Origin of the sequence: Duganella guangzhouensis (genome assembly GCF_009674535.1) — a bacterium.
Classification (GTDB): domain Bacteria; phylum Pseudomonadota; class Gammaproteobacteria; order Burkholderiales; family Burkholderiaceae_D; genus Rugamonas; species Rugamonas guangzhouensis.
Window position 1 is genome coordinate 176454 of sequence record NZ_WKJK01000006.1, and the last position, 25494, is coordinate 201947.

Sequence of the window (25494 nt, forward strand, 5' to 3'; positions counted from 1 at the left end):
AAATTCCGGCATAATCGCCCGATTGCATTTACGCATTTGAACCCCATATAGGGTTCCCCCTTAACACTACGGCAGACGCACATGGCTATGATTCCCACCACCATCCTTACCGGCTTCCTGGGCGCTGGCAAGACGACTTTGCTCAACCGCATCCTGCAGGAAGATCACGGCATGCGCATCGCCGTCATTGAAAACGAGTTCGGCCAGGAAAACATCGACAATGAAATCCTGGTGCAGGAAAGCCGCGAGCAAATCGTGGAAATGAACAATGGCTGCATCTGCTGCACCGTGCGCGGCGACCTGATCCTGGCGCTGGGCAGCCTGGCGCAAAAGCGCGAGGCCGGCGAAATCCAGTTCGACCGCGTGGTGATCGAGACCACCGGCCTGGCCAATCCCGGCCCGGTGGCGCAGACCTTCTTCGTTGACGAAGAAGTGGGCGCTAACTACATGCTGGACGCGGTGGTCACCGTGGTGGATGCCCGCCACGCCATGGACCAGCTCGACCAACACGAGGAAGCCCAGCGCCAGGTCGGCTTTGCCGACAAGATCCTGCTGTCCAAGACCGACCTGGTCAGCGCAGAACAAGTGGCCGCGCTGACCGCCCGCCTGAACCGCATCAACCCGCGCGCGCCGATCAGCAAGTCCGACTTCGGCCGCGCCCCGATCGCCGAAGTGCTGGACCTGAAAGGCTTCAACCTCAACGACAAGCTGGAGCTGGACCCGGACTTCCTGCTGACCGAACAGACCCACGACGAAGGCCACGTCCACGACGAGCACTGCGGCCACCATCACCACGAGCACGACCACGAACATGGTGAGCATTGCGATCACCACGACCACCACCACAGCCATCACACCGACGACATCGCCGCCTTCGTGTTCAAAAGCAACCGCCCGTTCGACACCGCCAAGCTGGACGAGTTCCTCGGCGGTCTGATCAATGTGTACGGCCCTCGCATGCTGCGCTACAAAGGCGTATTGTTCATGCAGGACGCTGATCGCAAGGTAGTGTTCCAGGGCGTGCACCAGATCATGGGTAGCGATCTGGGCGCCAAATGGGGGGAAAACGACGTTCGTGGCAGCAAAATGGTATTTATTGGTAAAAATCTGCCCAAAGACATCTTTATTAGCGGTTTAGAACAATGTCTGGTATAAACTATCCGGGTTTTGTGGGGATGGCTAAAAAGCCACAAAACCCGGGCTGATTAATGTGAAAACTCTGTCGTATCGAAGGTAAGCGAAGTTATGACCAAAACTAATAAATCGACCCCCGCAGCCGAGCGCATCCTGACCGAAGAAGAAATTCTGAAGATGGATGACAAGGACTATATGAATCCCGCGCAAATGGCGTTCTTCAAGGCCAAGCTGCAAGCCCTGGAAAAAGAACTGCTGAAAAACGCCGGCGAAACCACCGAACACCTGCGCGAAACCGTGCTGGTGCCGGACCCGGCCGACCGCGCCACCATCGAGGAAGAGCACGCACTGGAACTGCGCACCCGTGACCGCGAGCGCAAACTGCTGAAGAAAGTGCAGCAATCCATCGTCGCCATCGACGAAGGTGACTATGGCTGGTGCGAGGAAACCGGCGAGCCGATCGGCATTCCGCGCCTGATCGCCCGTCCAACCGCCACGCTGTCGCTGGAAGCCCAGCAGCGCCGCGAACTGAAGCAGAAGTTGTACGGCGACTAATCCCGCCCCGCCCAAACAAGCACGCGCCTGACCCCGCGTGCTTTTTTTACGTAAATTTTCCTTACCCATCCGATACGTAATGGGGCAAAAACACCGCTTCCGGCTACACTAGGCTGCTATGGGATTGTTCTCTATCTTCAAGAAGGCCGACACGCTGCCACCGCTCACCGACGACGAAGCGGCGCGGCTGGCCGCCAATAGCGAGGTGGAGCGTCAGCAGCAGGCGGCGCGCCAGCGCGAGATCGCGCGCGCCACCGCGATGAAGATAGACGCGATTGAATCGGCGATGGAAGCCGACATCTTCAACCAGCCGGAGCCAGCCTGGGGCAGCCAACGCCCGCCCCGCCCGGCTACGGCCGCGACCAGCGCTGCCAGCAACGACGATGACCTGGGCGACTTCCCCACCACCCTGCTGCTGGACGACGAGGCCTTGCCGGTGGTGACGGCCGACGACAGCGCGCCGGTGGTGGAAGAAATCGCCATCCTCTATGCCAACGGTCAGCAAGCGGTGGCGCAAGCCATGTTGGCGGCAGCGGTGGCCGAGGCCAACCGCCTCAATAGCGACCGCACCACCTGGTGGATGTTGTTCGACCTGTACCAGGTGAGCGGCCAGCAAGCCGCCTTCGACAACCTGTCGATCGATTACGCCAGCACCTTTGAAACCTCGCCGCCGCCATGGAACGCGCCGGCCGCGCTGGCGGCCGCCTCGCCCGACTGGGCCGGCCTGACGCCGACCGCCGCCCTGGCCGGCGCGCTGGACCAGCATATCGCGCCGCAGTTGGAACGGCTGCGCCAGCTGGCGGTCGACAATCCGGTGCTGCGGCTGGAATTCAGCCGCGTCACTGACATCGCGGCCGACGGCTGCGCGCTGCTGCTGGACGCGCTGCGCCAACTGCAGGCTCAGCAGCGCGAACTGATCCTGGTCGGCGCACCGGCGCTGGCGACCCGGCTGCGCGACGGCATCGCGGTGGGGCGCCGCGACGATGGCGAAGCGCCCTGGCTACTGTTGCTGGAATTACTGCAATTGCAAAACCGCGAACGCGAATTCGAGCACACCGCCATGGATTACTGCGTGACGTTTGAAGTCTCGCCGCCCTCATTCACGCCGCCGCACAAGGTGGCGATGGCGCCGGCGCAACACGTATCGGCCTCGCCTGACCGCTTCATGTTGCCGCCGATCATAGAAAACCAACTCGGCGCTTTACTACCGGCAATACAGCAGTATGCTGACGAATATCCGGCGCTGGTGTTCGACTGCTCGCGCCTGACGCGCATCGACTATGCCTGCGCGCTGCAGTTGCACGGCGTGCTGGCCGGCTTCGAGGCGGGCCGCAAAATCGCCTTCCGCGACGTGAACCATCTGGTCACGGCGCTGTTAAGATTGCTGGGTTACGCTTCGTTGGCGCGCATCTATCCCCATAAGTACTAACTTGCAATTTCGGTTCCCGGCCCCACTTTTCTGTTTTGACGCAGTCTGCATCATTACTTTGAGGTAACTATGGAACAATTTCACGGCACCACCATCCTGTGCGTGCGTCGCGGCAAGCAGGTCGCGCTGGGCGGCGACGGCCAGGTTACGCTGGGCAATATCGTCATGAAGGGCACGGCCCGCAAGGTGCGCAAGGTGTATCAGGGCAAGGTCCTGGTCGGCTTCGCCGGCGGCACCGCCGACGCCTTCACCCTGCTCGACCGCTTCGAAGGCAAGCTGGAGAAACACCAGGGCAACCTGCTGCGCGCCTCGGTGGAGCTGGCCAAGGACTGGCGCACCGACCGCGTGCTGCGCCGTCTGGAAGCGATGCTGCTGGTGGCCGACGCCGAGTCGACGCTGGTGATCACCGGCAACGGCGACGTGCTGGAGCCGGAAGATGGCGTCGGCGCCATCGGCTCAGGCGGCACCTACGCGCAATCGGCCGCCAAGGCACTGGTAGAGAACACGGAACTGTCGCCGGCGGAAGTCGTCAAAAAATCACTGACCATCGCCGGTGAGCTGTGCATCTACACCAATCTGAACCACATCATTGAAACACTGGATCCAGCATGAACATGACCCCACAGGAAATCGTCGGCGAACTCGACAAACACGTGGTTGGCCAGGGCAAGGCCAAGAAGGCGGTGGCCATCGCCTTGCGCAACCGCTGGCGGCGTCAGCAAGTCGAGGAACCGCTGCGCCATGAAATCACGCCGAAAAACATTCTGATGATCGGCCCGACCGGCGTCGGCAAGACTGAGATCGCGCGCCGCCTGGCCAAGCTGGCCGATGCGCCCTTCATCAAGATCGAGGCCACCAAGTTTACCGAAGTCGGCTACGTCGGCCGTGACGTCGACACCATCATCCGCGACCTGATCGACATTGGCGTCAAGCAGACCCGCCAGGCCGAGATGGCCAAGGTGCGCGCGCGCGCCGAGGACGCGGCCGAAGACCGCGTGCTGGACATCCTGCTGCCACCGGCGCGCGATTTCGGCTTCACCCAATCGGCGGCCGAGCCGACCAAGGACGACAGCACCCGCCAGACCTTCCGCAAGCGTCTGCGTCAGGGCGAGCTGGATGACAAGGAAATCGAAATCGAACTGGCCGAGACCGGCCCGCAAATGGAAATCATGGCGCCGCCCGGCATGGAAGAAATGACCGAGCAGATCAAGTCGATGTTCTCCGGCATCGGCGCCCAGCGCAAGAAAGCGCGCAAGGTCAAGATCAAGGAAGCCATGAAGGTGCTGCTGGACGAGGAAGCCGCCAAACTGGTCAATGAAGACGAGATGAAGCAGAAGGCGATCCAGAACGTCGAGCAAAACGGCATCGTGTTCCTGGACGAGATCGACAAGATCGCGTCGCGTTCGGAAGTCGGCGGCGCCGATGTGTCGCGCGCCGGCGTGCAGCGCGATTTGCTGCCGCTGGTCGAGGGCACCACCGTCAACACCAAGTACGGCATGATCAAGACCGACCACATCCTGTTCATCGCCTCGGGCGCCTTCCACCTGGCCAAACCGTCGGACCTGATCCCCGAGCTGCAGGGTCGCTTCCCGATCCGGGTCGAACTGGAGTCGTTGTCGATCGCCGATTTCGAGCGCATCCTGACCAGCACCGACGCCTGCCTGACCAAGCAGTACGAAGCGCTGCTGGCGACCGAAAGCGTGCAGCTGGAGTTCGCGCCGGAAGGCATCACCCGCCTGGCCGAGATCGCCTATTCGGTCAACGAGCGCACCGAAAACATCGGCGCGCGCCGGCTGTACACGGTGATGGAAAAGCTGCTGGAAGAATTGTCGTTCACCGCCAGCGAAGACAGCGGCAAGACCATCACGGTTGACGCCGCTTATGTCAACGCGCGGCTGGATGCGCTGGCGGTCAACGAAGACCTGTCGCGCTACGTGCTGTAAGGACTAAGGCAATGGCAAACAAGGCACTGGCAACCCGGCAAAAGATGACGATGCGCATCGAGCCATCGCAGAAAGCGCCGCGCAACCCGGTGGCCTTGGCGGCCAAACAGCGGGCCGGCGGTGCCGGTCCGCATGCCAAACCGCAGGCCAACGACCGACACGCCGCCAAACAGCTGCTCGCCAGGATCAATCCCAAGCTCAATCTCGACGAGCAGTAAAGCCAGCGTCAGAACTTATAGGCCAGACCGGCGCTCAGCACCGTATGGTCTAGATTATCGTGGTAACCGGTCTGCAGTTGGGTGTAGCTCACATCCGAACGCAGCTTGATGTTTTCGGTCAGCGCATACGATGCGCCCACGCTGGCCAGCGGCCCAACCCTGGTATAGAACTGATCTACGCCATTACCTTGTGGCCGCACACGAGTCTCGGTATAGCTGACGCCGAGCCTGCTGTTCAGGTCGATCTTGTCGGTGAGCGGCCACGCGCTGGCCCAAGCCACCGCCCCACCCTTGGCGCGGATGGTGTCCTGGTAGGTATAGCCATAAATATTTTCGATACGGCGCAGATTGAACTGATACAGCTGCACCTCCACTGCCTGTCCGGGCACCACTTCATAGCCCATATAGATGCGGCCGTTATTGCCGCCCTGCTGAGTGTAATTGCCGGCGATGCCGACATCGGCACCCACATACCACGGCTCGCTGGCGCCGGCGCTGAGGCAAACGGCCAATAAACCCAATCCCAGTAATTTCATTGTTTTCCCTCCGATTAGAAACGGTAGCCCAGGCCGATCGAATACATGTCGACATGGGTCTTGTCATAAGTGCCGAGCTTGATCGGCACCCGCAGCCAGTCGCCATGCAGCGACCAGTTCTTGTCCAGCGCGTAGGCAAAGCCCAGACCGTAATCCAGGCCAACGCGATTGCTGCGCGTCGTGCCCACGGCGCCGTAATTCGACAGGTCAAATGCATCCGCGTACTGCACCGTGCTGCGCGCAAAGCTGACGCCAGCCTTGGTGGTCAACGCCAGCCGCTCGCTCAGCTGCAAGCCCGACACATAATTGAGCGACGCGCCCACCACCTTGCTCTTGCCCGGCAGATGGCCGCCATCGGCTGCGGTCTGCACCACGCTGGTCACATTGCCGAAGTCGAAGGCGCTGAGCTCCAGCGCGTTGGAATTGCGCAGCCCCAGCAACTGATTGCTACCCAGCGTATAAGCGGTGTACAGTCGCAAGCCACGCTCGGCGCGCTGATCGCAGCCGATGCCGGACCAGCATTTCAGCTTGTAGCGGGTGTTCAGGCCCAGATCGGCGCCCAGCGAATAGATGGAAGGTTCCTCGGCCCGCGCGGCGCCTGCGATCAACAGCAGCAGCCAGCCCAATGATTTGTTCATGACAACCTTTACTCGGAGTTTGATGCCTGGTGTTGCTGCTTCTACGAGGAGCAACGCAGCCAGTTTGCGGCACCTCAAGCTGATGTACTAATTAATTATTCCGAAGGCTGGTTTTCAGAACGGCGGGTAGCGTGCTACGATACCTTTTGTTTTTTTACTAAGGCAAGATATGAGTTCACCGGAATTGCTGCTGCAAGTGCTGCGGACCCAGATGCGGGCGGCGGGCGTCACCTACAAAGTGCTGGCCGAGCGCATCTCGATGAGCGAGTCCAGCGTCAAGCGCATGTTTGGCCAGCAAGACATGTCGCTGTCGCGGCTGGCGCAGATCTGCAAGGCCGCCGGTGTGCCGCTGGAAGATGTCTTGCGTGGCGCCGCCGACGCCACGCCGCAAGCCGATTGCCTGACCCTGCCGCAGGAAAAATCGCTGCTGTCCAATCCCAACCTGCTGCTGATGGCGATCTGCTGCCTGGGTCACTGGACGCTGGAACAGGTGCTGGAAACCTACGACCTGACCGAACCGGAGTGCATCGTCCTGCTGGCCGAGCTGGATCGGCTGGGCTTGATCGAACTGAAGCCGCTGAACCGCTACCGGCTGCGCGTCTCCAACGCCTTCCGCTGGTTGCCGGATGGCCCGGTGCAGCAATTCTTCCGCGAACACGTGGTGGACGATTATTTTGGCGGCAGCTTCAACGCCGCCGGCGAGACCTTGCTGTGCCTGCCGGCGCGGCTGTCGCAGCCGAGCGCGCAGGAGCTGGTATCGCGCATCCAGCAGCTGGCCGGCGAGCTGGCGCGGCTGCACCAGAGCGACCGCCGGCTGCTGCCGCACGAGCGCGACGGCTTCACCTTGCTGGTTGGATTCCGCTCGTGGGAATTTGCCGCCTTTACCGCCTTGCGGCGCGCCGCTCCATTAAAATAGCGCGCATGAAAATCGACACCATCATCAGCCTGGCCGGCACCGTCACGGCGGCCGGCATCTTCACCGTGCAGAAGCAGTGGCTGCTGGCCACCGTGTTCATCCTGCTGACCGGCTACACCATCCTGGAACGGGTGGTGCATATCGACGAAATCCCCAACTTCATCACCAACGCCTTCCCGGTGCTGGCGTTGGTGATCGCGGTGTACGAAATCATCCGCCGCATCGCCACCAAATAACGATGAAACGGCGCGCCTGCGGTTGTTCCCTGCTGTTGCTGACAATGCTGGCGCACGCCGAACCGGCATGGCAGCACATCACCTGGCAAAGCTTCCGCATCGGCGACCAAGACTTTCCGCGCGCCGCCGCGCTGATTCCGGCCCGGATCGACGGCGCCCCCTGCCTGGTACAGCTGGACACCGGCGCCAACGCCGCCTTCGTCCCGACCGGGCACCACCCGCGCACGCGCCAGATCAGCATCGAAATCGGCGGCCACACCATCACCTCCACCGCGCCGCAGATCATCGAATGTGGCCGCGCCGGCACCGTTGGAAACGCGTTTTTTGAACACGGCAGCATCGTGCTGGACCTGAAGCAGGATCGCTTCGCCTACACCGACGACGCGCTGCTGCGCGAAGACAGCGACGCCACCGATTTCACCTACGTGCACCAGGCAGGCTGGGACGGCGGCCATATCGTCATACCGATCCTGCTGTCCGATGGCCCGCAAGCGGCGATGTTCGACACCGGCGCGGCGCTGTTCACATTCGTCCCCTTTCAGCGTTCGCTGTACGAAGCGCTGCGCACCGACAGCGGCACCGCGTTCAGCGCCCCCAGCTTTGGCCAACAGACCGGCTGTGAAATCAGCCGTTTCACCGCCACGCTGCGCGTCGGCGGCACCACGTTCCGCGATGGGGTACTCGGCCATTGCATGCGCGCCGTGGACATCGGCACGCCGCTGGCCGGCGTCATCGGCCTTGGCGGCCTAGGCCAGCACACCATCACCATCGACTACCCTTCGCGCAAATGGAAAGCCAACTCCGGGGAGTTTTACCAGATCGGGCCGAGGAAGAGGTAGGCGCTGCTGTTGCCGGCTTTGGTGGTGCCGGCGCCGAAGTATAAGGGGCCGAAGCGGGTGTCGACCGCGACGAAGCCGCTGGCGGCATTTTTCAGCTTACCCCAGCGCAGCGGGTCGCTCGGGCTGTAGGCGCCGCCGGCTTCCAGCGAAAAGCCCAGGCGGACGTCGCCACCCAAGGCGGCTGGCATGGCGCCGATGCTGCGCGCCATCACCACCCGCCCCAGCACTGTGCGGCTGCCTACAATCGAGTCCGGCGTGGTGCCGGATAGCCGCAGGAAGCCGCCCAGGTTGTTGTCGGTGGCGCCGCCTTCGCTGCGCGCCCATTCGGCATACACGTGTCCGGCCCAGCGCCCGGTATGGAAGGCTTCCATGCCTTTGATCTGCTGCTTGGCCGGCACCGGCGCGGTTTCACCGGGCTTGTGCAGCGCGCGCTGCCACTCCAGGCTGAACAGGGTGCCACGGGTCGGGAAGGCGATGGTATCCAGCGTGTCGATATTGAAGCTCAGCGTCTGCAAGGTCTGCGACGTGTAGCTCTTGGTCAGGTCTTCCGGTATCGATGGGTGCGAGTTGGCGTTCTGCCGCTCGACCGAGTAGCGCAGGTCGCCCCAGCGCCCGAACTGCCGCCCCACCGCCATGGTGGCGGCGCTGTAGTTGTAGGCGTAACGCGATTGGCGGAAGCCGCTGGAGCTGAAGATGTCGTTGGCGCCCGAGCCGTATTCCAGCGACGGCGCCACATACCACTGCGAACCGGCGCCCAGCGGCTGCCACCACTGTGTGCCCAGCAAACGCTCGGTGCCGACGTAGCCGATGGTGCGCAGTTCGGCGCCCCAGTCGTTGAGCGAGGACAGCACGTGCATCACCTTCAGTTCGAAGGCGTTGTTGTCGCTGAAATCGCTGCTCAGTTCCAGCCCGACGCGCAGGCGGCTGTGCGCCCAATCGGCCTCGGTCGGTTTGATCAGCACACTGCGGCCGTTCTGGTCGTCGCGCACTTCGGTTTCCACCCGCGCCAGGTCGCCGCGACCGAACAGCAGGTTGCCGGCCCGGTTGGCTTCTTCGCTGGTGACCATCTGGCCGACTTTGAGCCCGGTCTGGACTTCCAGTTCTTTCGGATTGATGCGCCCGCTCGGCGCCACTTCCAGCTTGGCCAGTTGCACCGACTGGTCGATCGACACCGGCGCCGACAGGCGTTTGGTTTCATACGCCGCGTACTGCGCTTCCGGCAAGGCCAGCTTGACCAGTTTGTCGCTCATGGCGCGCACCGCCGCCTCGCCCTCTTTCATCGCGCGGTCGTAGCGGCCGAAGTCGAGGAAGCCGATGCCGCCCAGATTCGGCTGCAGCAGCACGTCGTTGGGACGCAGCTCGCGCAGCGAGCGCTGGACGTTTTGTTCGGTCAGAATTTGCAGCATCTGCTGCGCCACGCTGACCGCGCTGACCAGTTCCTTCTCCGGCGCCAGCGGCGTGCCGACGTTGACGGCGATGATGATGTCCGCCCCCATCTCACGCGCCACGTCGACCGGCAGATTGCGCACCAGGCCACCATCGACCAGCAACCGTTCGTTGACGCGCACCGGCGCGAACACGCCCGGCACCGCCAGCGAGGCACGCATCGCCAGGAACAGCGGGGCGTCGCTCAGTTCCACCAGTTCGCCGGTCACCAGGTCCGAGGCCACGGAGCGGAACGGCAGCTGCAGCAAATTGGCCGGCTTGTCGCGCGCGCCGGCCGGCAGCACGCTGGTCAGCGCCAGTTCCAGCGCCTCGTTGCCGGCGGCGGCCGGCGGCAGCGACACGCCGTCCGAGTGCACGCCGAATTCAATCCGCGACGGCAGCAGCAGGTCTTCTTCACGGCGACGATAGAACAGTTCATCGCGCGGCGGCCGGTCGGCCACCACCGCGTTCCAGTCGGTGCGGCGCACCAGCTGCTCCAGCTGATCGACCGAGGTGCCGGCCGCATAAGCGCCGCCCACCACGCTGCCCATGCTGGTGCCGACCACGAAGTCGACCGGCACCCGCAATTCCTGCAGCGCGCGCAGCACGCCGATGTGGGCGAAGCCACGCGCGCCGCCGCCCGACAGCACCAGCGCGATCTTCGGTCGCGGCTTGATGCTGGCATCCGGCGCCACCGAGGTGGCATTGGCCTGCGGCGGCGCGGCCCAGGCGATGGACAAGAAAAAGCCGCAGCATATAGCTGCGGCCAGGGAGCGGATATAAGCCATGGCCTAACCCTACTGGTTGTTGGTGGGGATGGGTGGAATGCCCATCGGGGCGATCGGACGTTGTCCCGAAGTCTGCGCGTTCGGCTGCTGCGACGGCGGCTGCAGTCCCTGCACCGGCGCCGGCATTTGCGTCACCGGCGGCTGTTGCGGCGCAGGTGGTTGCGGCTGCACCTGCGGTGCGCTCGGCGCCACCGGTGCCTGCACGCCACCCGCTGGTCCGCTCGACACGCCGGCATCGCTCGGCAGATCGACCCGCTTGATCACGCCGCCCTCGGACAGCAGCACATGGCGCGGATGCACTTCCTTGACGATCACGCCCGGCGCGATCTCCTTGCCGACCGCCAGCGCCACCGCCGGCTTGTTGTCGACCGCGATGATGGCGGCGCTGTCCTCACCCTGCGCCGCCACCACGCCTTTCAGCTGGTAGTTGCTGACCGCGGCCACCGTCACCTGGCCGCCGAACAGCCCCTTGGCGGCATCCAGGTTGACGCCCATCGGCGGCGGTGGCGGCGGTGCGGCGATCGCGCGCTGCTGCGGCTTGAACAACTGCAGTCCCCAGTAAGCCAGCGATGCGGACAGCAGCACCACGGCGAGAACAGTAACGATTAAGGGCAAACGCTTCATGGTGTCCTTGTTATCAGCGTACCAGCTGATTGATTTCGATAATAGGCATCAGCACCGCCAACACGATCAGCAGCACCACCACGCCCATGGCCAGGATCAGCGCCGGCTCCAGCAGGCCGGCGATGGTCAGCGTGCGCCGTTCCAGATCCGCTTCCTGCGCGGTGGCGGCGCGGTCCAGCATGGCCGGCAGTTCGCCGGTGATTTCACCGGCGCGTATCATGTGGATCAGCATCGGCGGGAAGTGCTTCTGCGCCGACAGCGCGCGCGCCAGGCTAACGCCTTCGCGCACCGCGTCGCTGGCCTCTTCCACCAGCTCCTGCATGGCGACGTTGTTGAGGGTATCGCGGCTGGTTTCCAGCGCGCGCAAAATCGGCACGCCGGAACCGGTGGTGATCGCCAGCGTGCTGGCGAAGCGCGAGGTATTCAGGCTGCGTTCAAATTTGCCGTACAGCGGCGCGGTCAGCAACCAGGTGTGCCAGCGCCGTTTCAGCGCGATGTTTTGCAGCGCGCGCCGCCAGCCGAACCAGGCGCCGACCAGCGCGATCGCCACCACAATGCCGTAGTTGCGCACGAATTCGGACACCGCCAGCATCAGCAAGGTCAGGAACGGCAGCTTCTGTTTGGTATTGGCGAACACCGACACGATTTGCGGCACCACATAGGTCAGCAGGAAGATCACGATCGAAAACGCCACCACCGTGACGATGGCCGGATAGGTGAACGCCAGCCGCACCTTTTGCACCAGCGCGTTGCGGCGCTCGATGTAGTCGGCCAGGCGTGACAGCACCCGCGACAGCTGGCCAATCTGTTCACCGGACGCCACCAGCGCGCGGTAGATTTCAGCGAAGTCGCGCGGATGGCGGCCCAGCACAGCGGACAGCGAATCGCCGCCGATCACTTCCGAGCGCACCGAGGCGATCAGGTCGCGCAGATACGGACGCTCGGCCTGTTCCAGCAGCGCGGTGAACGCCTGCTCCAGCGGCAGCCCGGCTTCCAGCAGACTGGCCAGCTGACGCGTGAACAGCGCCAGCTCATTGGCGCTCAGGCGTTCGCCAAAGCCACGGCTGCGCGCCCTGCCGGCGGCATCCACCTGCGCCGCGATCTGGTCGACCTTGAGCGGCACCAGTCCCTGCGAACGCAGCTCGGCGCGCGCGGAACGGGCGCTGTCCGAATTGAGAACGCCTTTTTTGCTGGCGCCGCCGGCATCGACGGCTTCATAACGAAATGCGGGCATGCCTTAGTCCTTGGTGACGCGCATCAGTTCGGCCTGGGTGGTGACGCCGCTAGCCAGCCAACGTTCGCCATCCTCGCGCATGGTCTGCATGCCATCGCCGACAGCGGTGGTCTTGATCTCGGCTTCCGAGGCGCGGTTGTGAATCTGCGCGCGGATATGTTCGGTGGTCTCCAGGAATTCGTAGACGCCGACCCGGCCCTGATAGCCGCTATGACCGCAATGGTCGCAGCCGACCGCGTGCCACAGTTTTCCATCGAAGGTTTTGCAGCTCGGGCACAGCTTGCGCACCAGCCGCTGCGCCAGCACGCCGAGCAGCGTGGACGACAGCAGGAACGGTTCGATGCCCATGTCCAGCAGACGGGTGACGGCGGCGGCGGCGTCGTTGGTGTGCAGCGTGGCCAGCACCAAGTGGCCGGTCAGCGATGCCTGCACCGCGATCTGCGCGGTTTCCAGGTCGCGAATCTCGCCGATCATGATGACGTCCGGGTCTTGCCGCAGAATCGCGCGCAGCGCCTTGGCGAAGGTCATCTCGATGCGCGGGTTGACCTGGGTCTGGCCAACGCCCGGCAGGTCGTACTCGATCGGGTCTTCCACCGTCATGATGTTGGTGGTGGTGGCGTTCAGCAGCGACAGCGCGGCATACAGCGTGGTGGTTTTACCGGAGCCGGTAGGGCCGGTCACCAGCACGATGCCGTGCGGCTGGTTGATCATGGCGTCGAACTTCGGCAGCATGATTTCGCTCATGCCGAGGTGATTCAGATCGAGGCGGCCGGCTTCCTTGTCCAGCAGACGCAATACCGCGCGTTCGCCGTGGCCGGTCGGCAGCGTCGACACCCGCACGTCAACCGGCTTGCCGCCGATGCGCAGCGTGATACGGCCATCCTGCGGCAGGCGCTTTTCCGCGATGTCCAGCTGCGCCATGATCTTGATACGCGAGATCAGCGAACCGTGAATCGCCTTGCGCGGACGGACGATGTCGCGCAGCGTACCGTCGACGCGGAAGCGCACCACCGAGGTCTGCTCGAACGGTTCGATGTGGATGTCGGACGCGCTGTCGCGCAGCGCCTGCGTCAGCAGCGCGTTGATCATGCGGATCACCGGCGCGTCGTCGGACGATTCCAGCAAGTCTTCGATCGCCGGCACGTCCTGCAGCAGCTTGGTCAGATCGAGGTCGGCGTCGAATTCCTCCGCCACCATCGAGGCGTTGCCGCCCGAGCTGGCGTAGGCGGCGGCGATCGCGGTATCCATTTCGGCGCGCGTCATCTGCTTCAGCTGGATGCGGCCGAAACGGCGCGACACCTCGGCGATGGCGGCCGGCGCGGTGGCGCCGCACACCAGCACATCGACGGTGTTTTCCGCCGTGTCGCTGGTCTGGGCCAGCACCACGAAGTCGCGCGCGAAGGCGTAAGGGAGCAAGTTACTCATATCACTGCTGCACTGGTTGCGGCTGCACGTTCTCGGCCGCGCCAGGGTTGCGCAGCGGCGCCGGGATCTGTGCCGGCGGTTGCGCCAGCACGCCGCCGCTGACTGGTTTACCGTTCTGCATTTCCGGCAGCATCGGCTGCCCCAGATCGTTCACCAGGCCGGTCTGCGGCGTCACCACATTGCTCTGCTGCGAGCGCATGTAGTCGTAACGGTCGGTGGACAGGCTGGCGCTCTGCTCTTTGCTGCGCACGATCACCGGCCGCAGGAACACCATCAGATTGGTCTTGGCGCGGGTGCGGCTCTGGTATTTGAACAGATTGCCGATGATCGGCAGATCGCCCAGGCCGTGCACCTTGTCGGTGCCGTCGCCGCCGGTGTCCGACATCAGGCCGCCCAGCACGATGATCTGGCCATCGTCGGCCACGATGTTATTTTCGATCACGCGGCTGTTGATGGTGATGCCGTTGGCGTCGGTCAGGGTCGAGCTGTCGACGCTGGAGGTCTCGTGGTAGATCGCCAGCCTGATGGTGCCGCCTTCGGAAATCTGCGGCCGCACTTTCAGCGTCAGGCCGACGTCCTTACGCTCGATGGTCTGGAATGGATTGCTGGAGGTCGACGACGAGGTGGTGTACGAACCGGTCAGGATCGGCACGTTCTGGCCGACCTTGATGGTGGCCAGTTCGTTGTCCAGCGTGATCAGGTTAGGCGTCGACAGGATGTTGGCGTTGGAGTCCGATTCCAGCGAGTGCGCCAGGAAGCCCAGACCGCTGCTGTTGAACAGGCCGAACGACAGGCCATTGCTCGGCAAGACCGAGCCGGCGCCGCTGTAAATGCCGGTCAGCGAGTTGGAGGTGCCGCCGGTGGTGAACGATTGCAGCACGCCGACCCGCGTCGAGCTGTTCGAATTGCCGGTGGCGCCTACCCACTGCACGCCGAATTCCGAGGTCTTGTCGGAAGTGACTTCGACGATCAGCGATTCGATGTAGACCTGGGCGCGGCGCACGTCCAGCTGGTCGATCACGGCGCGCAGGTTGCGGTACACCGATTCCGGCGCGGTGATGATCAGGGTGTTGGTGGTGGCGTCGGCCTGGATGAAACCTGCCGAGCTGCCGCCGCCACTGCCGCTGTTCTGCTGCGAGCTGTTGGAGTTGCTCAGCAGGGAGCTGCTCGGGCCGGAGCTGCTGCTGCTCGACGAGCTGCTGCTGGAGCTGTTGGAGCTGCTGCCCAGGCTATTGTTATTGTTGCTGCCGTTCTGGGAACTGGTGCCGCTGCCGCTATTCGACTGCGCCACCTCACCCGACACCACCGAACGCAGCGTCTGCGCCAGCTTGGTCGCTTCGGCGTTCTTCAGATAGACCACGTGCACATTGCCCAATTCCTGGGTCGGCTGATCCAGCTTGGCGATCAGCGACTTGGCCAGGTTGGCGCGCGCGGCCGACGGCGCGCGCAGTATCAGCGAGTTGGTACGCGGATCGGCCAGCACGCTGGTCTTGCTGGAATCGGTGCTGCCGGAGCCACCACCACCACCACCGCCGCCGCCTTCCAGCATCTTGTTCAGCATCACCGCCAGATCGGAAGCGATGGCGTAGCGCACCGGGATCACATCCAGATCGGTGGCGGCCGGCGCGTCCAGCGCGGCCACGATCTTGGCCAGGCGCTTGACGTTGTCGGCGTAATCGGTGACCACCACGCTGTTGTTGCCAGGGTTGGCGTTGATGGTGTTATTCGGCGAAATCAGCGGACGCAGCACGGTCACCACGTTGGCCGCCGATTCATAACTCAGATGGAAAATCTGGCTGACGATCTGGTCGCCCTTGGCCGACGCTTGCGCGGCGCCGACCTGGGTCGGGCTGGCCTGCAGCTTGGCGTCCGCTTCCGGCACCACCTTGGCGTAGCCGTCGCCGCTGACCACCGCGAAGCCCTGCAAGCGCAACGCGGAAGTCAGCATCGAGAAAGCCTGCGATTTGCTGACCGGCTTTTCCGACACCACGGTCAGCGTGCCTTTCACGCGCGGATCGATCACGAAGGTGATGTTGGTGTAGTGACCGATCGCCTTGATCACCGATTCGATATCGGCGCCGACAAAGTTCAGCGCCGCTTCCTCGCTGGCGGCATGGGCGATGGCGGGCAGCAGCAGCGCGGCGGTGGGCGCGGCGCTGATCGCGCAGCACAGCATCGCACCCGCGCTCAGGCGGCGCAGCGCGGGAAGATTGGGTTTGCTCACGAACTGTTTTTTCATAGTCGGACTTTATCTTAGTGGAACTCTAATGCGATGATGTTGCGGTCACTACCTGGCTTGCGCTGGCCCAGCAAATTCAGCAAATTGGCCAGCGTATCCTCGTATCCCTGTGCTGCTTCGGCCTGTCCGGAAAACTGCAACCGGCCGTTGTTCAAACCGCCCTTGCCGCTCAACAGCAGCGGTCCCTTGACGGAACTGAGCGTCAATTGCGCCTGCTGGCCGTGCCAGTCCAGCGCCAGCGCATAACTGCCCAGCGGCCGGATCGACGACAACCGCGACGCCATGTCGCTCATCTCCAGCGTGGTGCGGCCATCGACGCTGAGCTGGCGATTGGCCAGCGCCAGTTCCAGCCCGGTCCAGCTGAGCCGCATGGTGCCGCTCGGCGCCAGCGTGTTGAGCGGCGCGCCCAGCCCGGCCAGCCCCTCGGCCGGCAGCAGCAGCGCCGAAGGGCTCAGCTGCCATTGCGACCAGCCGCCACGGAAAGTCACCGGCTGCGCCAGCGCTTCCGAATTCTCCAGCTCCATGTTCACCATGCCCAGCAGCGCCAGCGGCGAAATCTTCCAGCTGAAGCGCCCCGGCAGCAGCGGCGTCACCGGGCTGTTGTCGCCAGCCGCGCCGCCGACAAAGGCCGAACCGCGCCACAGCGTACCTTGCGCATCCCCCAGCGTCAAACGGCCGCCGCTGCGCGCCTCGACAATGGCGCCCAGCCAGCTGGCCGGGAAAAACACCGCCAGCGTCAGCGCCATCGTCGCCGCGATCACCAGCAACCATAACACGATGCGTTTCATCGGCCGCCCTGGCGCAGCGTCAGCACGCCGTTGACCACGCCCGGCGCATCCTGCGCGGTGAAACTGGCGTCAATCACATTGATGCGGCTTTCGGTGCGGATCGCGTCCAGCCAGGCCACCACGCCGGCGTACTGCACGCCGTTGAACTGCAGCTTGGCGTAGTCGCCGGTGATGTTCAGCGATTGCGGATTGAGGCTGCGCGCCGCCAGGCTGGCGTTCAGCGTCTCGCGCGACATCGGCGTCGGCGCGATGTCGCTCTGGCCTTTCAGCGCCTGCGCTTCGCGCGCCATCACCTGCATCTCGGCGGCTTGCTGATGCAGCAGCGGCAGCTCCTTGTTCAACTGGGCGCGGCCATCAAGCGCCGGGCCGACCAGCAGGCCGTAGAACAGGCCCAGACCGACCACGATGCCACCAACGCGCAACAGCTTGCGTTCCTGCTCGGTGCGGGCCTGCCAGAAGGCGTCGGCGCGCGCGCGCAGTTCTTGGGTCGACAGTTTTGCTTTACTCATGATTTTCCTCCCGCGCCGGCAGGCTGGATGCGCCAGCTGCCCGGCGTCGGCTCCTGCAATTCCAGCTTGCGGCTGGCCAGCGCGCCGCGCAGCTGCGCCACCGCCGCGCCATCCACCGTATTGGGCTTGATCTTGACCAGCAGCGCATGGTCCTTGTATTCCAGCGTGGCGATGATGTCGCGCCGCTGCAGCGTGGCCAGCGCTTCGCCGAACGAGGCGCTCAGCGTGACAAATTCATCCGGCCCGGACTGGCCGTTGTTGTTCTTGGCCAGACGGATATTGCGGCGCATCTGGTCCTGCGGCGCCGCCACCAGCGGCTCGCTCGGATACACCGACTTGAACACCTGGCGCATCGACTGGTCGACCGCCTTGGCGTCGCGCTTCAGGTGCAGCCATTCGACATTGATGCCGACCACATTGACCAGCAGCGCCAGCAACGCCAGCCGCACTGGCCAGCGCCAGCGCTGCCAGGCGCGCGCCGCAGCGCCGCTGGCGGCGCCCAGTGCCGGCGCCAGATCCAGCCCGGCGCCACGCGCGGCGGCTACCCAGTGTGCCCAGTGATCGTCTTCCAGCGTCAGGTGCGGCTGCTCGGCCGCCAGCGGCGCGAACTGCCGCTTCAAGTCGGCCGGCAGGTATAGCGTCAGCGGCTGCTCGCCTGCCAGCGCGCGCAAGGTCTGCAGCGCCGCCTGCGGCTGCGCCGGCAAGGTCAGGCCCAGGCCCTCGTTCTGCGACTGGCGCAGCACCAGCTCAAAGCCTGCATCGCCCGGCAGCAGCGCGGCCGACACGGCGCCCGGCTGGAACGGCAGTCCCAGTTGCGCCGGCAGCGCCGACACCGCGTGCGCGCCCTGCGCCAGCAGCGCCTTGACCAGCACTTCCAGCCAGGCGCGCTGCACCACCGCCACCGTGCGCATGCCTTCATCGTCGGCGGCGCCGGCCGCCATGGCACAATCGGCCGGATCGCCCAGCACATGTTCTTCCACCAGCGCCGGCAGCGCGGCCTTCAGCCTGGCGCCCGACAGCGGCGGCGCCTTGACCCGCACCAGCGTGACGTCGGCCGCCGCCAGCAGCAGCGTGACGCGGCGCGCCGACGCCACCATCTGGCCCAGATTACCCAGCGGCGCACTGCCCTGCTGCAGCAGATTGCCGCCGTCGCCCACCAACGCGTACGGACAGGTCTGCGCCGCGCCGCTGTCGACGCTGGCCTTGGACGGATAGCGGATAAATAATGTAGTCAAAGGGTCTCGCTTTCTTAGTATTCCCGTATCCATGCCACCGTGGTGGCGGGTAGCTTGCCCGGCCGGTACAGCAGCGATACCGTATCCAGCGAAGCGCGGTCCAGCCTTACCCGGCTATAGGCCAGGAAGTAATCGCTACGCACATCCCAGGAGGCCGTCACCGTCTTGCCGGACATCTGCGACAAACTCGTAAAATCCGTCTTCTGGCGGTAGTACACCGTCTTGCGCGAACTGACCATGGCCGCCGCGTCCGACAGCGACAGGCTGGGCACCAGCGCCGCCAGCACTTCGGCCGGCGCGGTGTTGACGTTCAGCGGCGTCACTGCGGTGGTCGGCAGCACGATCACGTAATTGCGCAGCGTTTCAATCGCCGCCGGCGTGAAACCGCTCACCGCCAGCAAATCGTCGGCCCGCACCATGCCCATGGTTTCGCTGTCGCTGCTATTGCCGCTACCGCTGCTGGTGCTGCTGGTGGCCTGCGAACTCGCCACCAGGCTGGCCACCGCCGACGCCTGGCTGGTGTCCAGTTTCAGATTGGTCAGCAGGCGCTCGAACACCGCCAACTCAGCAGTATTGACAGTGGTTCCGGTCGCCAGATTCGATAGATTGTAGCGCGACTGCGCGTCTTCCATGCGGCCGGACAGCGTGGCGGCGTAATTTTCGCCCTGCAGCCGCTCACGCTCGACATAGTCGTCGAGCCGGGTCTCTTCCAGCGGCGTGGCCCAGACTCCGCTCAGCGGCGTATACAGCGGCGAATCCATCACGTCCTGGTTCAGGACCAAACGGCTCAGGTCCAGCGCGCCGCGCAAAATCCAGCGCGTCTGCAGCCGCAGGCGCTGGTTCTCCATCGAGCGCACCTGCACCTGTTGCTGCCAGAACAGACTGGCGACGATGGTCACCGCCAGCGTGGTCAGCAGCAGCGCCGTCACCACCGCCACGCCGCGTTGTCGCTTGAATCTCATAGTGGCCCCAGCAGGAAAGACTTGACCATCGAGTCGCTCTGGCTGCGCAGCGTCAGCGATACTTCCAGCCCGGTCGGCAGGGAAGAGATGACGCCCGAGGTGGCGACCGTCGAGACGCCATTGGCGGCGCGCCAGCCGCCGGCGCTGGCCGAGGTGGCGCCCGGTATCCAGAAGCGCGCGCTCATGGCCTGCACATTGGATTGCAGCGCCACCGTGGCGCCGGCATCGGTGTCGCCCAGCGCCGCCTGCCACATGGTGTCCAGTTGCAACAGCTCGCGGGTGGAGGCCGATTCGCGCCGGGTCAGCACGCCGTCGTTGATGCGGTAAGAAACCACTTGCAGCCGCGTGGCCTGGTTCTCGGCCATCACCAGCCGCACCAGCGTGACGCGGTTATCCTCGGCCTGCATATAGGCGCGGTTGTGCAGCACCGTGCTGCTGGCCAGGTTTTCGCAGTCGCTCTGCAGTTGGGCGAAGGCCAGTTGCAGGCCGCGGGTCTGTTCCATGTCCGCGGTCAGCGTGCCGCGCGAGCGCATGATGCTGTCCAGGCCACGCCAGCCCAGCACCGCGATCACCGCCAGGATCGAAATCGCCAGCAGCAGTTCAATCAGCGTAAAGCCGCGCGCACGAGACGTCATGAATTCAGCACCAGTTGCACCAGCTTGATGATGCGGCGCTCCGGATGCGCCACCTCATACACACTGACCTCGACGCGGCGGAAGCGCGGGTTGGCGGTGGCAATCACTTCTTCCTCGCAGCTCAGCGGCAGATCGCCCTGCGGGCAATCGTAGGAAGTCTTGCCGATCGGTGGAAACACCTTGGACAGGCGCATCTGCACCAGCCGGTTCTCAGCCGACCAGGTGGCCATCATATGGGTGCGCAGGCCGTCGCTGTTGGCGGTCAGGCTGCCGACCGCGCGCAGCGACGCGATCAGCGCGGTGGCGACGATCATCAGCGCGACCAGCACTTCCAGCATGGTGAAGCCTCGGCTAGGTGCGCGCATCGTCAGTCCACCGTGAAATGGCCAATGCCGTCGGCGCGGATGGCAATCGTGGTGCCATCGCTGCTGGCCAGCGTCAGCACGAAAGGTTTGTCGACCGGCTCGCGGCCGAACACAATGCGCAAGCTCTGCTCCTGCATCGGCGGCGCCGGGTCCAGCAGCAAGGTCACCGGCGCGTGCTGGAATTCGCGCTCGCGCAGCAGCTCGTCCTGCGACAGTTGTTCCCATTGCTTGTTGTCGTTGCGGATCCAGAAGCGGTAGCTGTTGCTGTCCGCCTCGAACGCGATCTGGTGATCGCGCACGATGGCTTCGTCACGCGCCAGTTGCAGCAGCAGCGCGATGCGCTTGGCGTCCTGCAGCATGGACTGCTTCTGGCCCGGCATCGCGCTCAGCGACACCAGCCCCAGGGTGATGCCCAGGATGACCATCACCACCAGCAGTTCGATCAGCGTGAAGCCACGCGCGCGACGCATGATACGAACAATCGCCTGGTTAATTGTCCCAGGAGCCGATATCGGCATCATCGCCGGTGCCGCCCGGCTGGCCGTCGGCGCCGTAGGAGAACACGTCGATCTCGCCTTTAACGCCTGGGTACAAATACTGGTACGGGCTGCCCCACGGGTCTTTTGGCATCTTCTCCAGGTAGCCGCCGGCTTTCCAGCCGTTGGCGGCCGGGCCGCTGGTCGGCTTTTCGATCAGCGCGTTCAAGCCTTGTTCGGTGGTTGGATAACGCTGGTTATCCAGCTTGTACAGCTTGAGCGACTGCATGATGGTGGCGATATCCACCTTGGCGGCGGCGATCTTCGATTCGCCGGTACGGTTCAGCAGCTTCGGCACCACCAGGGCAGCCAGCACACCCATGATGACCACGACTACCATGATCTCGATCAGGGTGAAACCACCCTGGGCACGGCGACGAAAGGTAAACTTTTTCATAATCGGGTAACAAATAAAAATGAGTGCAGAGTATAAGGCCGATTTAAGGCAGCGGCGACATTTGGCCGTGATTTATCCGCTTTGGCGCTTAATTCGATCTTAATATGACAGTTTCTTTACATGGGCTTACGAGTGTTAGCGACTTTGAGCGGCGCACACCGGACAAGCGTCGTTTCGCCCCACAGCGATGCTGGTCCATTCCATGTACAGGCCATCCAGCATCATCAGGCGCCCGGCCAGCGAGCCGCCCACACCCATCAGCAGCTTGAGCGCCTCGGCCGCCTGCATCGCGCCCACCACGCCCACCAGCGGCGCGAACACGCCCATGGTGGAGCAGGCCACATCCTCAAACTTCTGATCCTGCGGGAACAGGCAGGAATAACAGGGCTGCGCGCCGCTGCGGGGATCGAACACGCTGATCTGGCCATCGAAGCGGATCACCGCGCCGGACACCAACGGTGTATGCGCCGCCACGCAGGCGCGGTTCACCGCGTGACGGGTGGCGAAGTTGTCGGTGCAGTCCAGCACCACGTCGGCGGCGGCCACCAGTTCGGCCAGACGCGCGTCGTCAACCCGCTCAACCAGCGCGGTGATAGCGATCTCCGGGTTGATCTGCTGTAGCGTGAGGCGTGCCGATTCGGCCTTGGGCTGGCCCACCCGCTCGGTGGTGTGGGCGATCTGACGCTGCAGATTGGTCAGGTCGACGTCATCGTTGTCGACCAGCGTCAGGTGGCCGACGCCGGCCGAGGCCAGATACATGGCGGCCGGAGAACCGAGGCCGCCGGCGCCGATCACCAGCGCATGCGCATCGAGCAGCTTTTGCTGGCCCTCGATGCCGATTTCGTCCAGCAGGATATGGCGCGAGTAGCGCAGCAATTGTGCGTCGTTCATCGTCTCTGCGGCGTGGGCGCGCGCCGTTTTATTTGGCTTTGGTTTCGGGCTGCAGCGGCTTCGGTGGCTGCGGCGGCGTATCCGGCTTGCTCTCGCCAACATCGTTGGCCGGGGCGGCGGCGGCATCGGCCTTGGCCAGCTTGACCGGCAAGCCCTTGAAGTGATTGATCGCCTGCGCCAGCTGGAAGTCATCCTTGGAGCCGAATTCCACCGGCTTGGTTTTCTTCGCCAGCACCGCCAGCGACTGCTCATCCTCCAGCGGATCGCGTTTGACGTCGGCTTCCGGGTCCTTGTCGTTGCCCAGATGTTTTTGCAGATCGGCCTCGCGCACGCGCAGCCGTTCCAGGCCATCGCCGTCAGCGCTTTCGTCGACCAGCAGATCCGGCGTGATGCCGCGCGCCTGGATGGCGCGGTTCTTTGGCGTGTAGTAGCGGGCGGTGGTCAGCTTGACGGCGGTATCGGCGGTCAGCTGGCGCAGCGTCTGCACCGAACCCTTGCCGAAGGTCTGCGAACCCATGATGATGGCGCGCTTGTAGTCCTGCAGAGCGCCGGCGACAATCTCCGACGCCGACGCCGAGCCACCATTGACCAGCACAACCATCGGCACGTCCTTCAGCGCGGCCGGCAGCTTGGCCAGCGGATCGGCCTTGGCGCGCGGCGCGTAGAATTCCTGGCGACCGTAGAAGGTCTCCTTGGAGCTCAGCAGCTGACCATTGGTGGAAACGATCACCGAATCCTTGGGCAGGAAGGCGGCCGAAACGCCGATCGCGCCCGGCACCACACCGCCCGGATCATTGCGCAGATCCAGCACCAGACCCTTGATGTGCGGGTCTTGCTGATACAGCGCAGCAATCTTCTTCGCCATGTCATCGACGGTCGGTTCCTGGAACTGCGAGATGCGCAGCCACGCATAACCCGGCTCGATGATCTTGGCCTTGACGCTCTGCACGCGGATTTCCTCGCGCGTGATGTTGAACACCAGCGGCTTGTCCTCGTCCTTGCGGCTGATGGTGACACTGACCTTGGAGTGCGGCTCGCCGCGCATCTTCTTCACCGACTCGTCCAGCGACACGCCCTTGATCAGCGTGCCGTCGATGCGGGTGATCACGTCGCCGGCCTTGATGCCGGCCTTGAAGGCGGGCGTATCCTCGATCGGCGACACCACTTTGATGTAGCCGTCTTCCAGCCCGACCTCGACGCCGATGCCGACGAATTTGCCGGCCACGGTCTCGCGCATTTCGCGGAAGGCTTTTTTATCCAGGTAGACCGAGTGCGGGTCCAGCGACGACACCATGCCGGAAATGGCTTCGGTCAGCAGTTTTTTATCGTCCACGCTTTCGACGTAGTCGGTCTTGATCAGACCGAACACGTCCGACAGCTGGCGCAACTCCTCCAGCGGCAACGGCGCGCCGGTGACTTTTTGCGCGATGGCGGAAAACTGGAAGGAGGCGGCAACGCCAGCCACCATACCGAGGCCGATCAGGCCGATGCTCTTGACTTTGTTGCCCATATTTTCCGCTGAACCTTAAAACTTGACCCAGCCTGCCGGGTCGAATGGTGCGCCCTGATGGCGAAGTTCAAAGTATAGCCCCGATTCCTCGTTGCCGCCGCTGTTACCTGCGCTGGCGATGGCGTCGCCAGCTTTAACGATGTCACCGGCCCGTTTGAGCAGCGACTGGTTATTGCCATAAATACTCATGTACTGGCCGCCGTGATCGACAATGATCAGATTGCCGAAGCCGCGCAGCCAATCGGCGAACACCACCCGGCCGCCGGCCACGGCGTGCACGTCGGCGCCCTCGCTGGCGCGGATGAACACGCCCTTCCAGCTGGGGCCATCGCCACGGCGGGCGCCGAACTTGGCGGCCAGCTTGCCGGCCACCGGCATCCGCAACTGGCCTTTCAGGCTGGCGAAGGCGCCGGCCGGGGCGGCGGGCGCCAGCGCGATATCGGCCGCCTTGGCCGGCGGCGGCGACTCTTCCTCGCGTGGCGCCGGGGCCGGGCTTGGCTTGATGGCGGCCACTTTCGGTTCATCGGCATCGATCGCATCGGCCGGGTTGGGCGCAGCAGGCGCTGGCTGGACCGGCTTGATGGTGCCGGACTTGCTGTTGTTGGCCTTGGCCAGGCGCTGGCGTTCGGCCTCGGCGGCGGCCTTGGCTTTGGCCAGCGCGCGCGCTTCGGCGTCCGCCTTGGCCTTGGCCGCCTTGGCGGCGGCCAGCTGTTCCTGGCGCTTCTTCTCGGCGGCGGCCGCAGCGGCCTGCTCGGCGATCAGTTTATTCAGTTTATCAACCAGACCGGTGATGCGCTGCTCGTCGCGCTCCAGATTGCCCGCTTCCTTGCGCTGGGCCACCAGTTTCTTCGACAGCGTGGTCAGCAGGGCGGCGCGGCGCGCCTTCTCCTGCTCCAGCTTGGTTTTCTGCTGCAATTGCTCCTGGGCGATTTCTTCCAGCTCATCCTTGGCGTTCTGCGCCTGCTCCTGGTTGACCTCGACCGCCTTCAGATTGGCGCGCAATTGCTCCAGCAGCCGCGCCTGCGCTTGCGACACATAGGCCAGCATTTGCAGATCACGGTTGATGCGGTTGGGATTGTCGCCGGACAGCAGCAACTTGATGCGGTCTTCGTTACCGGCCACGTATTGCTCGCGCAGCAGCTTGGCCAGCTGCTGCTTTTGCTGCGCCACCGTGGCGGCCAGCCGCTCGTGCTCGCCCGACAGCGTTTGCAGTTTGACATTGGTGTCGCCCTGCTCCTGCTGCAAGTCGCGCAACGCGCGGTTGGCGTCCGAAATCGCCTGTTCGGACTCGGCCAGCGTGTCGGCGGCGTCGTCCTTGGCGGATTCGGTCTTGCTGATGTCTTTCTTGAGCGCACCGAGCTTTTGCTGCAAGCCGACGCGCTCGGCCTCGGCCGCCGCTTTCTGCTTGCTGCGCTCGGTAACCTTGCCAAACGGCGCGGCCTGCGCGCCCAAGGCCAACATCAGCAGCAGCGCTGCCGCGTGGCGGA

General features: G+C 64.2%; 27 protein-coding genes. 9 read left to right on the forward strand and 18 right to left on the reverse strand.

The window, feature by feature from the left end:
• The first annotated feature begins 81 nt into the window (after positions 1-81).
• The 6 genes from GJ699_RS13390 (at position 82) to GJ699_RS13415 (ending at position 5279) form a co-directional block, all read left to right on the forward strand.
• Positions 82-1155, forward strand: coding sequence for a CobW family GTP-binding protein (locus tag GJ699_RS13390; RefSeq protein ID WP_154376944.1), 1074 nt, complete (start codon positions 82-84; stop codon positions 1153-1155).
• A gap of 90 nt (positions 1156-1245) precedes the next feature.
• Positions 1246-1689: an RNA polymerase-binding protein DksA gene (gene dksA / locus GJ699_RS13395; protein ID WP_154376946.1), complete on the forward strand. Its 444-nt coding sequence runs from the start codon at positions 1246-1248 to the stop codon at positions 1687-1689.
• Between the two features lie 118 nt (positions 1690-1807).
• A complete protein-coding gene (locus GJ699_RS13400) occupies positions 1808-3118 on the forward strand; it encodes an STAS domain-containing protein (RefSeq protein ID WP_154376948.1) in 1311 nt (436 codons plus the stop codon).
• A gap of 69 nt (positions 3119-3187) precedes the next feature.
• Positions 3188-3730, forward strand: coding sequence for an ATP-dependent protease subunit HslV (hslV, locus tag GJ699_RS13405; RefSeq protein ID WP_072788154.1), 543 nt, complete (start codon positions 3188-3190; stop codon positions 3728-3730).
• Positions 3727-5061, forward strand: a complete 1335-nt coding sequence (hslU, locus tag GJ699_RS13410; protein ID WP_154376950.1) for an ATP-dependent protease ATPase subunit HslU — start codon at positions 3727-3729, stop codon at positions 5059-5061. Before hslV ends, hslU begins: the two co-directional genes overlap by 4 nt.
• Before the next feature lie 11 nt (positions 5062-5072).
• The gene (locus GJ699_RS13415; RefSeq protein ID WP_154376952.1) at positions 5073-5279 is read left to right on the forward strand and encodes a hypothetical protein; all 207 of its coding nucleotides are present in this window, start codon (positions 5073-5075) and stop codon (positions 5277-5279) included.
• 8 nt (positions 5280-5287) lie between these two features.
• On the opposite strand, the gene GJ699_RS13420 is transcribed toward GJ699_RS13415, so the two are convergent.
• Together GJ699_RS13420 and GJ699_RS13425 are read right to left on the reverse strand one after the other, a co-directional pair.
• Complete coding sequence (locus GJ699_RS13420; RefSeq protein ID WP_154376954.1) at positions 5288-5815, reverse strand: outer membrane beta-barrel protein; 528 nt, start codon at positions 5813-5815, stop codon at positions 5288-5290.
• A 14-nt stretch (positions 5816-5829) separates the two neighbouring features.
• Positions 5830-6453 (reverse strand): outer membrane beta-barrel protein, encoded by a 624-nt coding sequence (locus GJ699_RS13425; protein WP_154376956.1) that lies wholly within the window; start codon positions 6451-6453, stop codon positions 5830-5832.
• A gap of 169 nt (positions 6454-6622) precedes the next feature.
• On the opposite strand from GJ699_RS13425, the gene GJ699_RS13430 reads away from it, so the two are divergent.
• From GJ699_RS13430 to GJ699_RS13440, 3 genes are read left to right on the forward strand one after another with little or no spacing between them, the layout of a single operon-like run.
• Positions 6623-7369, forward strand: a complete 747-nt coding sequence (locus GJ699_RS13430) for a helix-turn-helix domain-containing protein (protein ID WP_154376958.1) — start codon at positions 6623-6625, stop codon at positions 7367-7369.
• A 5-nt stretch (positions 7370-7374) separates the two neighbouring features.
• On the forward strand, positions 7375-7605 hold the full coding sequence (locus tag GJ699_RS13435; RefSeq protein ID WP_154376961.1) for a hypothetical protein: 231 nt from the start codon (positions 7375-7377) through the stop codon (positions 7603-7605).
• A gap of 2 nt (positions 7606-7607) precedes the next feature.
• A complete protein-coding gene (locus GJ699_RS13440; protein ID WP_154376963.1) occupies positions 7608-8444 on the forward strand; it encodes a hypothetical protein in 837 nt (278 codons plus the stop codon).
• Here GJ699_RS13440 and GJ699_RS13445 read toward each other — a convergent pair.
• The 16 genes from GJ699_RS13445 to GJ699_RS13520 form a co-directional block, all read right to left on the reverse strand.
• The gene (locus tag GJ699_RS13445) at positions 8417-10609 is read right to left on the reverse strand and encodes a patatin-like phospholipase family protein (RefSeq protein WP_229262093.1); all 2193 of its coding nucleotides are present in this window, start codon (positions 10607-10609) and stop codon (positions 8417-8419) included. The two genes, GJ699_RS13440 and GJ699_RS13445, sit on opposite strands and share 28 nt — an antisense overlap.
• Positions 10610-10666: 57 nt before the next feature.
• Positions 10667-11281, reverse strand: coding sequence for a type II secretion system protein N (locus GJ699_RS13450; RefSeq protein ID WP_154376967.1), 615 nt, complete (start codon positions 11279-11281; stop codon positions 10667-10669).
• Positions 11282-11294: 13 nt separating this feature from the next.
• Complete coding sequence (gspF, locus tag GJ699_RS13455) at positions 11295-12515, reverse strand: type II secretion system inner membrane protein GspF (protein ID WP_154376969.1); 1221 nt, start codon at positions 12513-12515, stop codon at positions 11295-11297.
• Between the two features lie 3 nt (positions 12516-12518).
• Positions 12519-13940 (reverse strand): type II secretion system ATPase GspE, encoded by a 1422-nt coding sequence (gspE, locus tag GJ699_RS13460; protein WP_154376971.1) that lies wholly within the window; start codon positions 13938-13940, stop codon positions 12519-12521.
• A gap of 1 nt (position 13941) precedes the next feature.
• Positions 13942-16179: a type II secretion system secretin GspD gene (gspD, locus tag GJ699_RS13465; protein WP_154376974.1), complete on the reverse strand. Its 2238-nt coding sequence runs from the start codon at positions 16177-16179 to the stop codon at positions 13942-13944.
• Positions 16180-16193: 14 nt separating this feature from the next.
• Positions 16194-16967 carry a type II secretion system protein N gene (locus GJ699_RS13470; RefSeq protein ID WP_154376976.1) on the reverse strand — a complete coding sequence of 258 codons (774 nt, stop codon included), beginning with the start codon at positions 16965-16967 and terminating at the stop codon, positions 16194-16196.
• On the reverse strand, positions 16964-17476 hold the full coding sequence (locus GJ699_RS13475) for a type II secretion system protein M (RefSeq protein ID WP_154376978.1): 513 nt from the start codon (positions 17474-17476) through the stop codon (positions 16964-16966). Before GJ699_RS13475 ends, GJ699_RS13470 begins: the two co-directional genes overlap by 4 nt.
• Positions 17473-18711: a type II secretion system protein GspL gene (gene gspL, locus GJ699_RS13480; protein ID WP_154376980.1), complete on the reverse strand. Its 1239-nt coding sequence runs from the start codon at positions 18709-18711 to the stop codon at positions 17473-17475. The genes GJ699_RS13475 and gspL overlap by 4 nt, the downstream gene beginning before the upstream one ends.
• A 14-nt stretch (positions 18712-18725) precedes the next feature.
• A complete protein-coding gene (gene gspK / locus GJ699_RS13485) occupies positions 18726-19673 on the reverse strand; it encodes a type II secretion system minor pseudopilin GspK (protein ID WP_154376981.1) in 948 nt (315 codons plus the stop codon).
• Positions 19670-20308, reverse strand: a complete 639-nt coding sequence (locus tag GJ699_RS13490) for a PulJ/GspJ family protein (RefSeq protein ID WP_154376983.1) — start codon at positions 20306-20308, stop codon at positions 19670-19672. The genes gspK and GJ699_RS13490 overlap by 4 nt, the downstream gene beginning before the upstream one ends.
• Positions 20305-20673, reverse strand: coding sequence for a type II secretion system minor pseudopilin GspI (gspI, locus tag GJ699_RS13495; RefSeq protein ID WP_154376985.1), 369 nt, complete (start codon positions 20671-20673; stop codon positions 20305-20307). Before gspI ends, GJ699_RS13490 begins: the two co-directional genes overlap by 4 nt.
• A gap of 2 nt (positions 20674-20675) precedes the next feature.
• On the reverse strand, positions 20676-21143 hold the full coding sequence (locus GJ699_RS13500) for a GspH/FimT family pseudopilin (RefSeq protein ID WP_154376988.1): 468 nt from the start codon (positions 21141-21143) through the stop codon (positions 20676-20678).
• Between the two features lie 19 nt (positions 21144-21162).
• On the reverse strand, positions 21163-21606 hold the full coding sequence (gene gspG, locus GJ699_RS13505; RefSeq protein ID WP_154376990.1) for a type II secretion system major pseudopilin GspG: 444 nt from the start codon (positions 21604-21606) through the stop codon (positions 21163-21165).
• 135 nt (positions 21607-21741) lie between these two features.
• Positions 21742-22497 carry a HesA/MoeB/ThiF family protein gene (locus tag GJ699_RS13510; protein ID WP_154376992.1) on the reverse strand — a complete coding sequence of 252 codons (756 nt, stop codon included), beginning with the start codon at positions 22495-22497 and terminating at the stop codon, positions 21742-21744.
• A 28-nt stretch (positions 22498-22525) separates the two neighbouring features.
• Positions 22526-24007 carry a S41 family peptidase gene (locus GJ699_RS13515; RefSeq protein WP_154376994.1) on the reverse strand — a complete coding sequence of 494 codons (1482 nt, stop codon included), beginning with the start codon at positions 24005-24007 and terminating at the stop codon, positions 22526-22528.
• A gap of 15 nt (positions 24008-24022) precedes the next feature.
• The gene (locus tag GJ699_RS13520; RefSeq protein WP_154377320.1) at positions 24023-25468 is read right to left on the reverse strand and encodes a murein hydrolase activator EnvC family protein; all 1446 of its coding nucleotides are present in this window, start codon (positions 25466-25468) and stop codon (positions 24023-24025) included.
• Between the last annotated feature and the right edge of the window lie 26 nt (positions 25469-25494).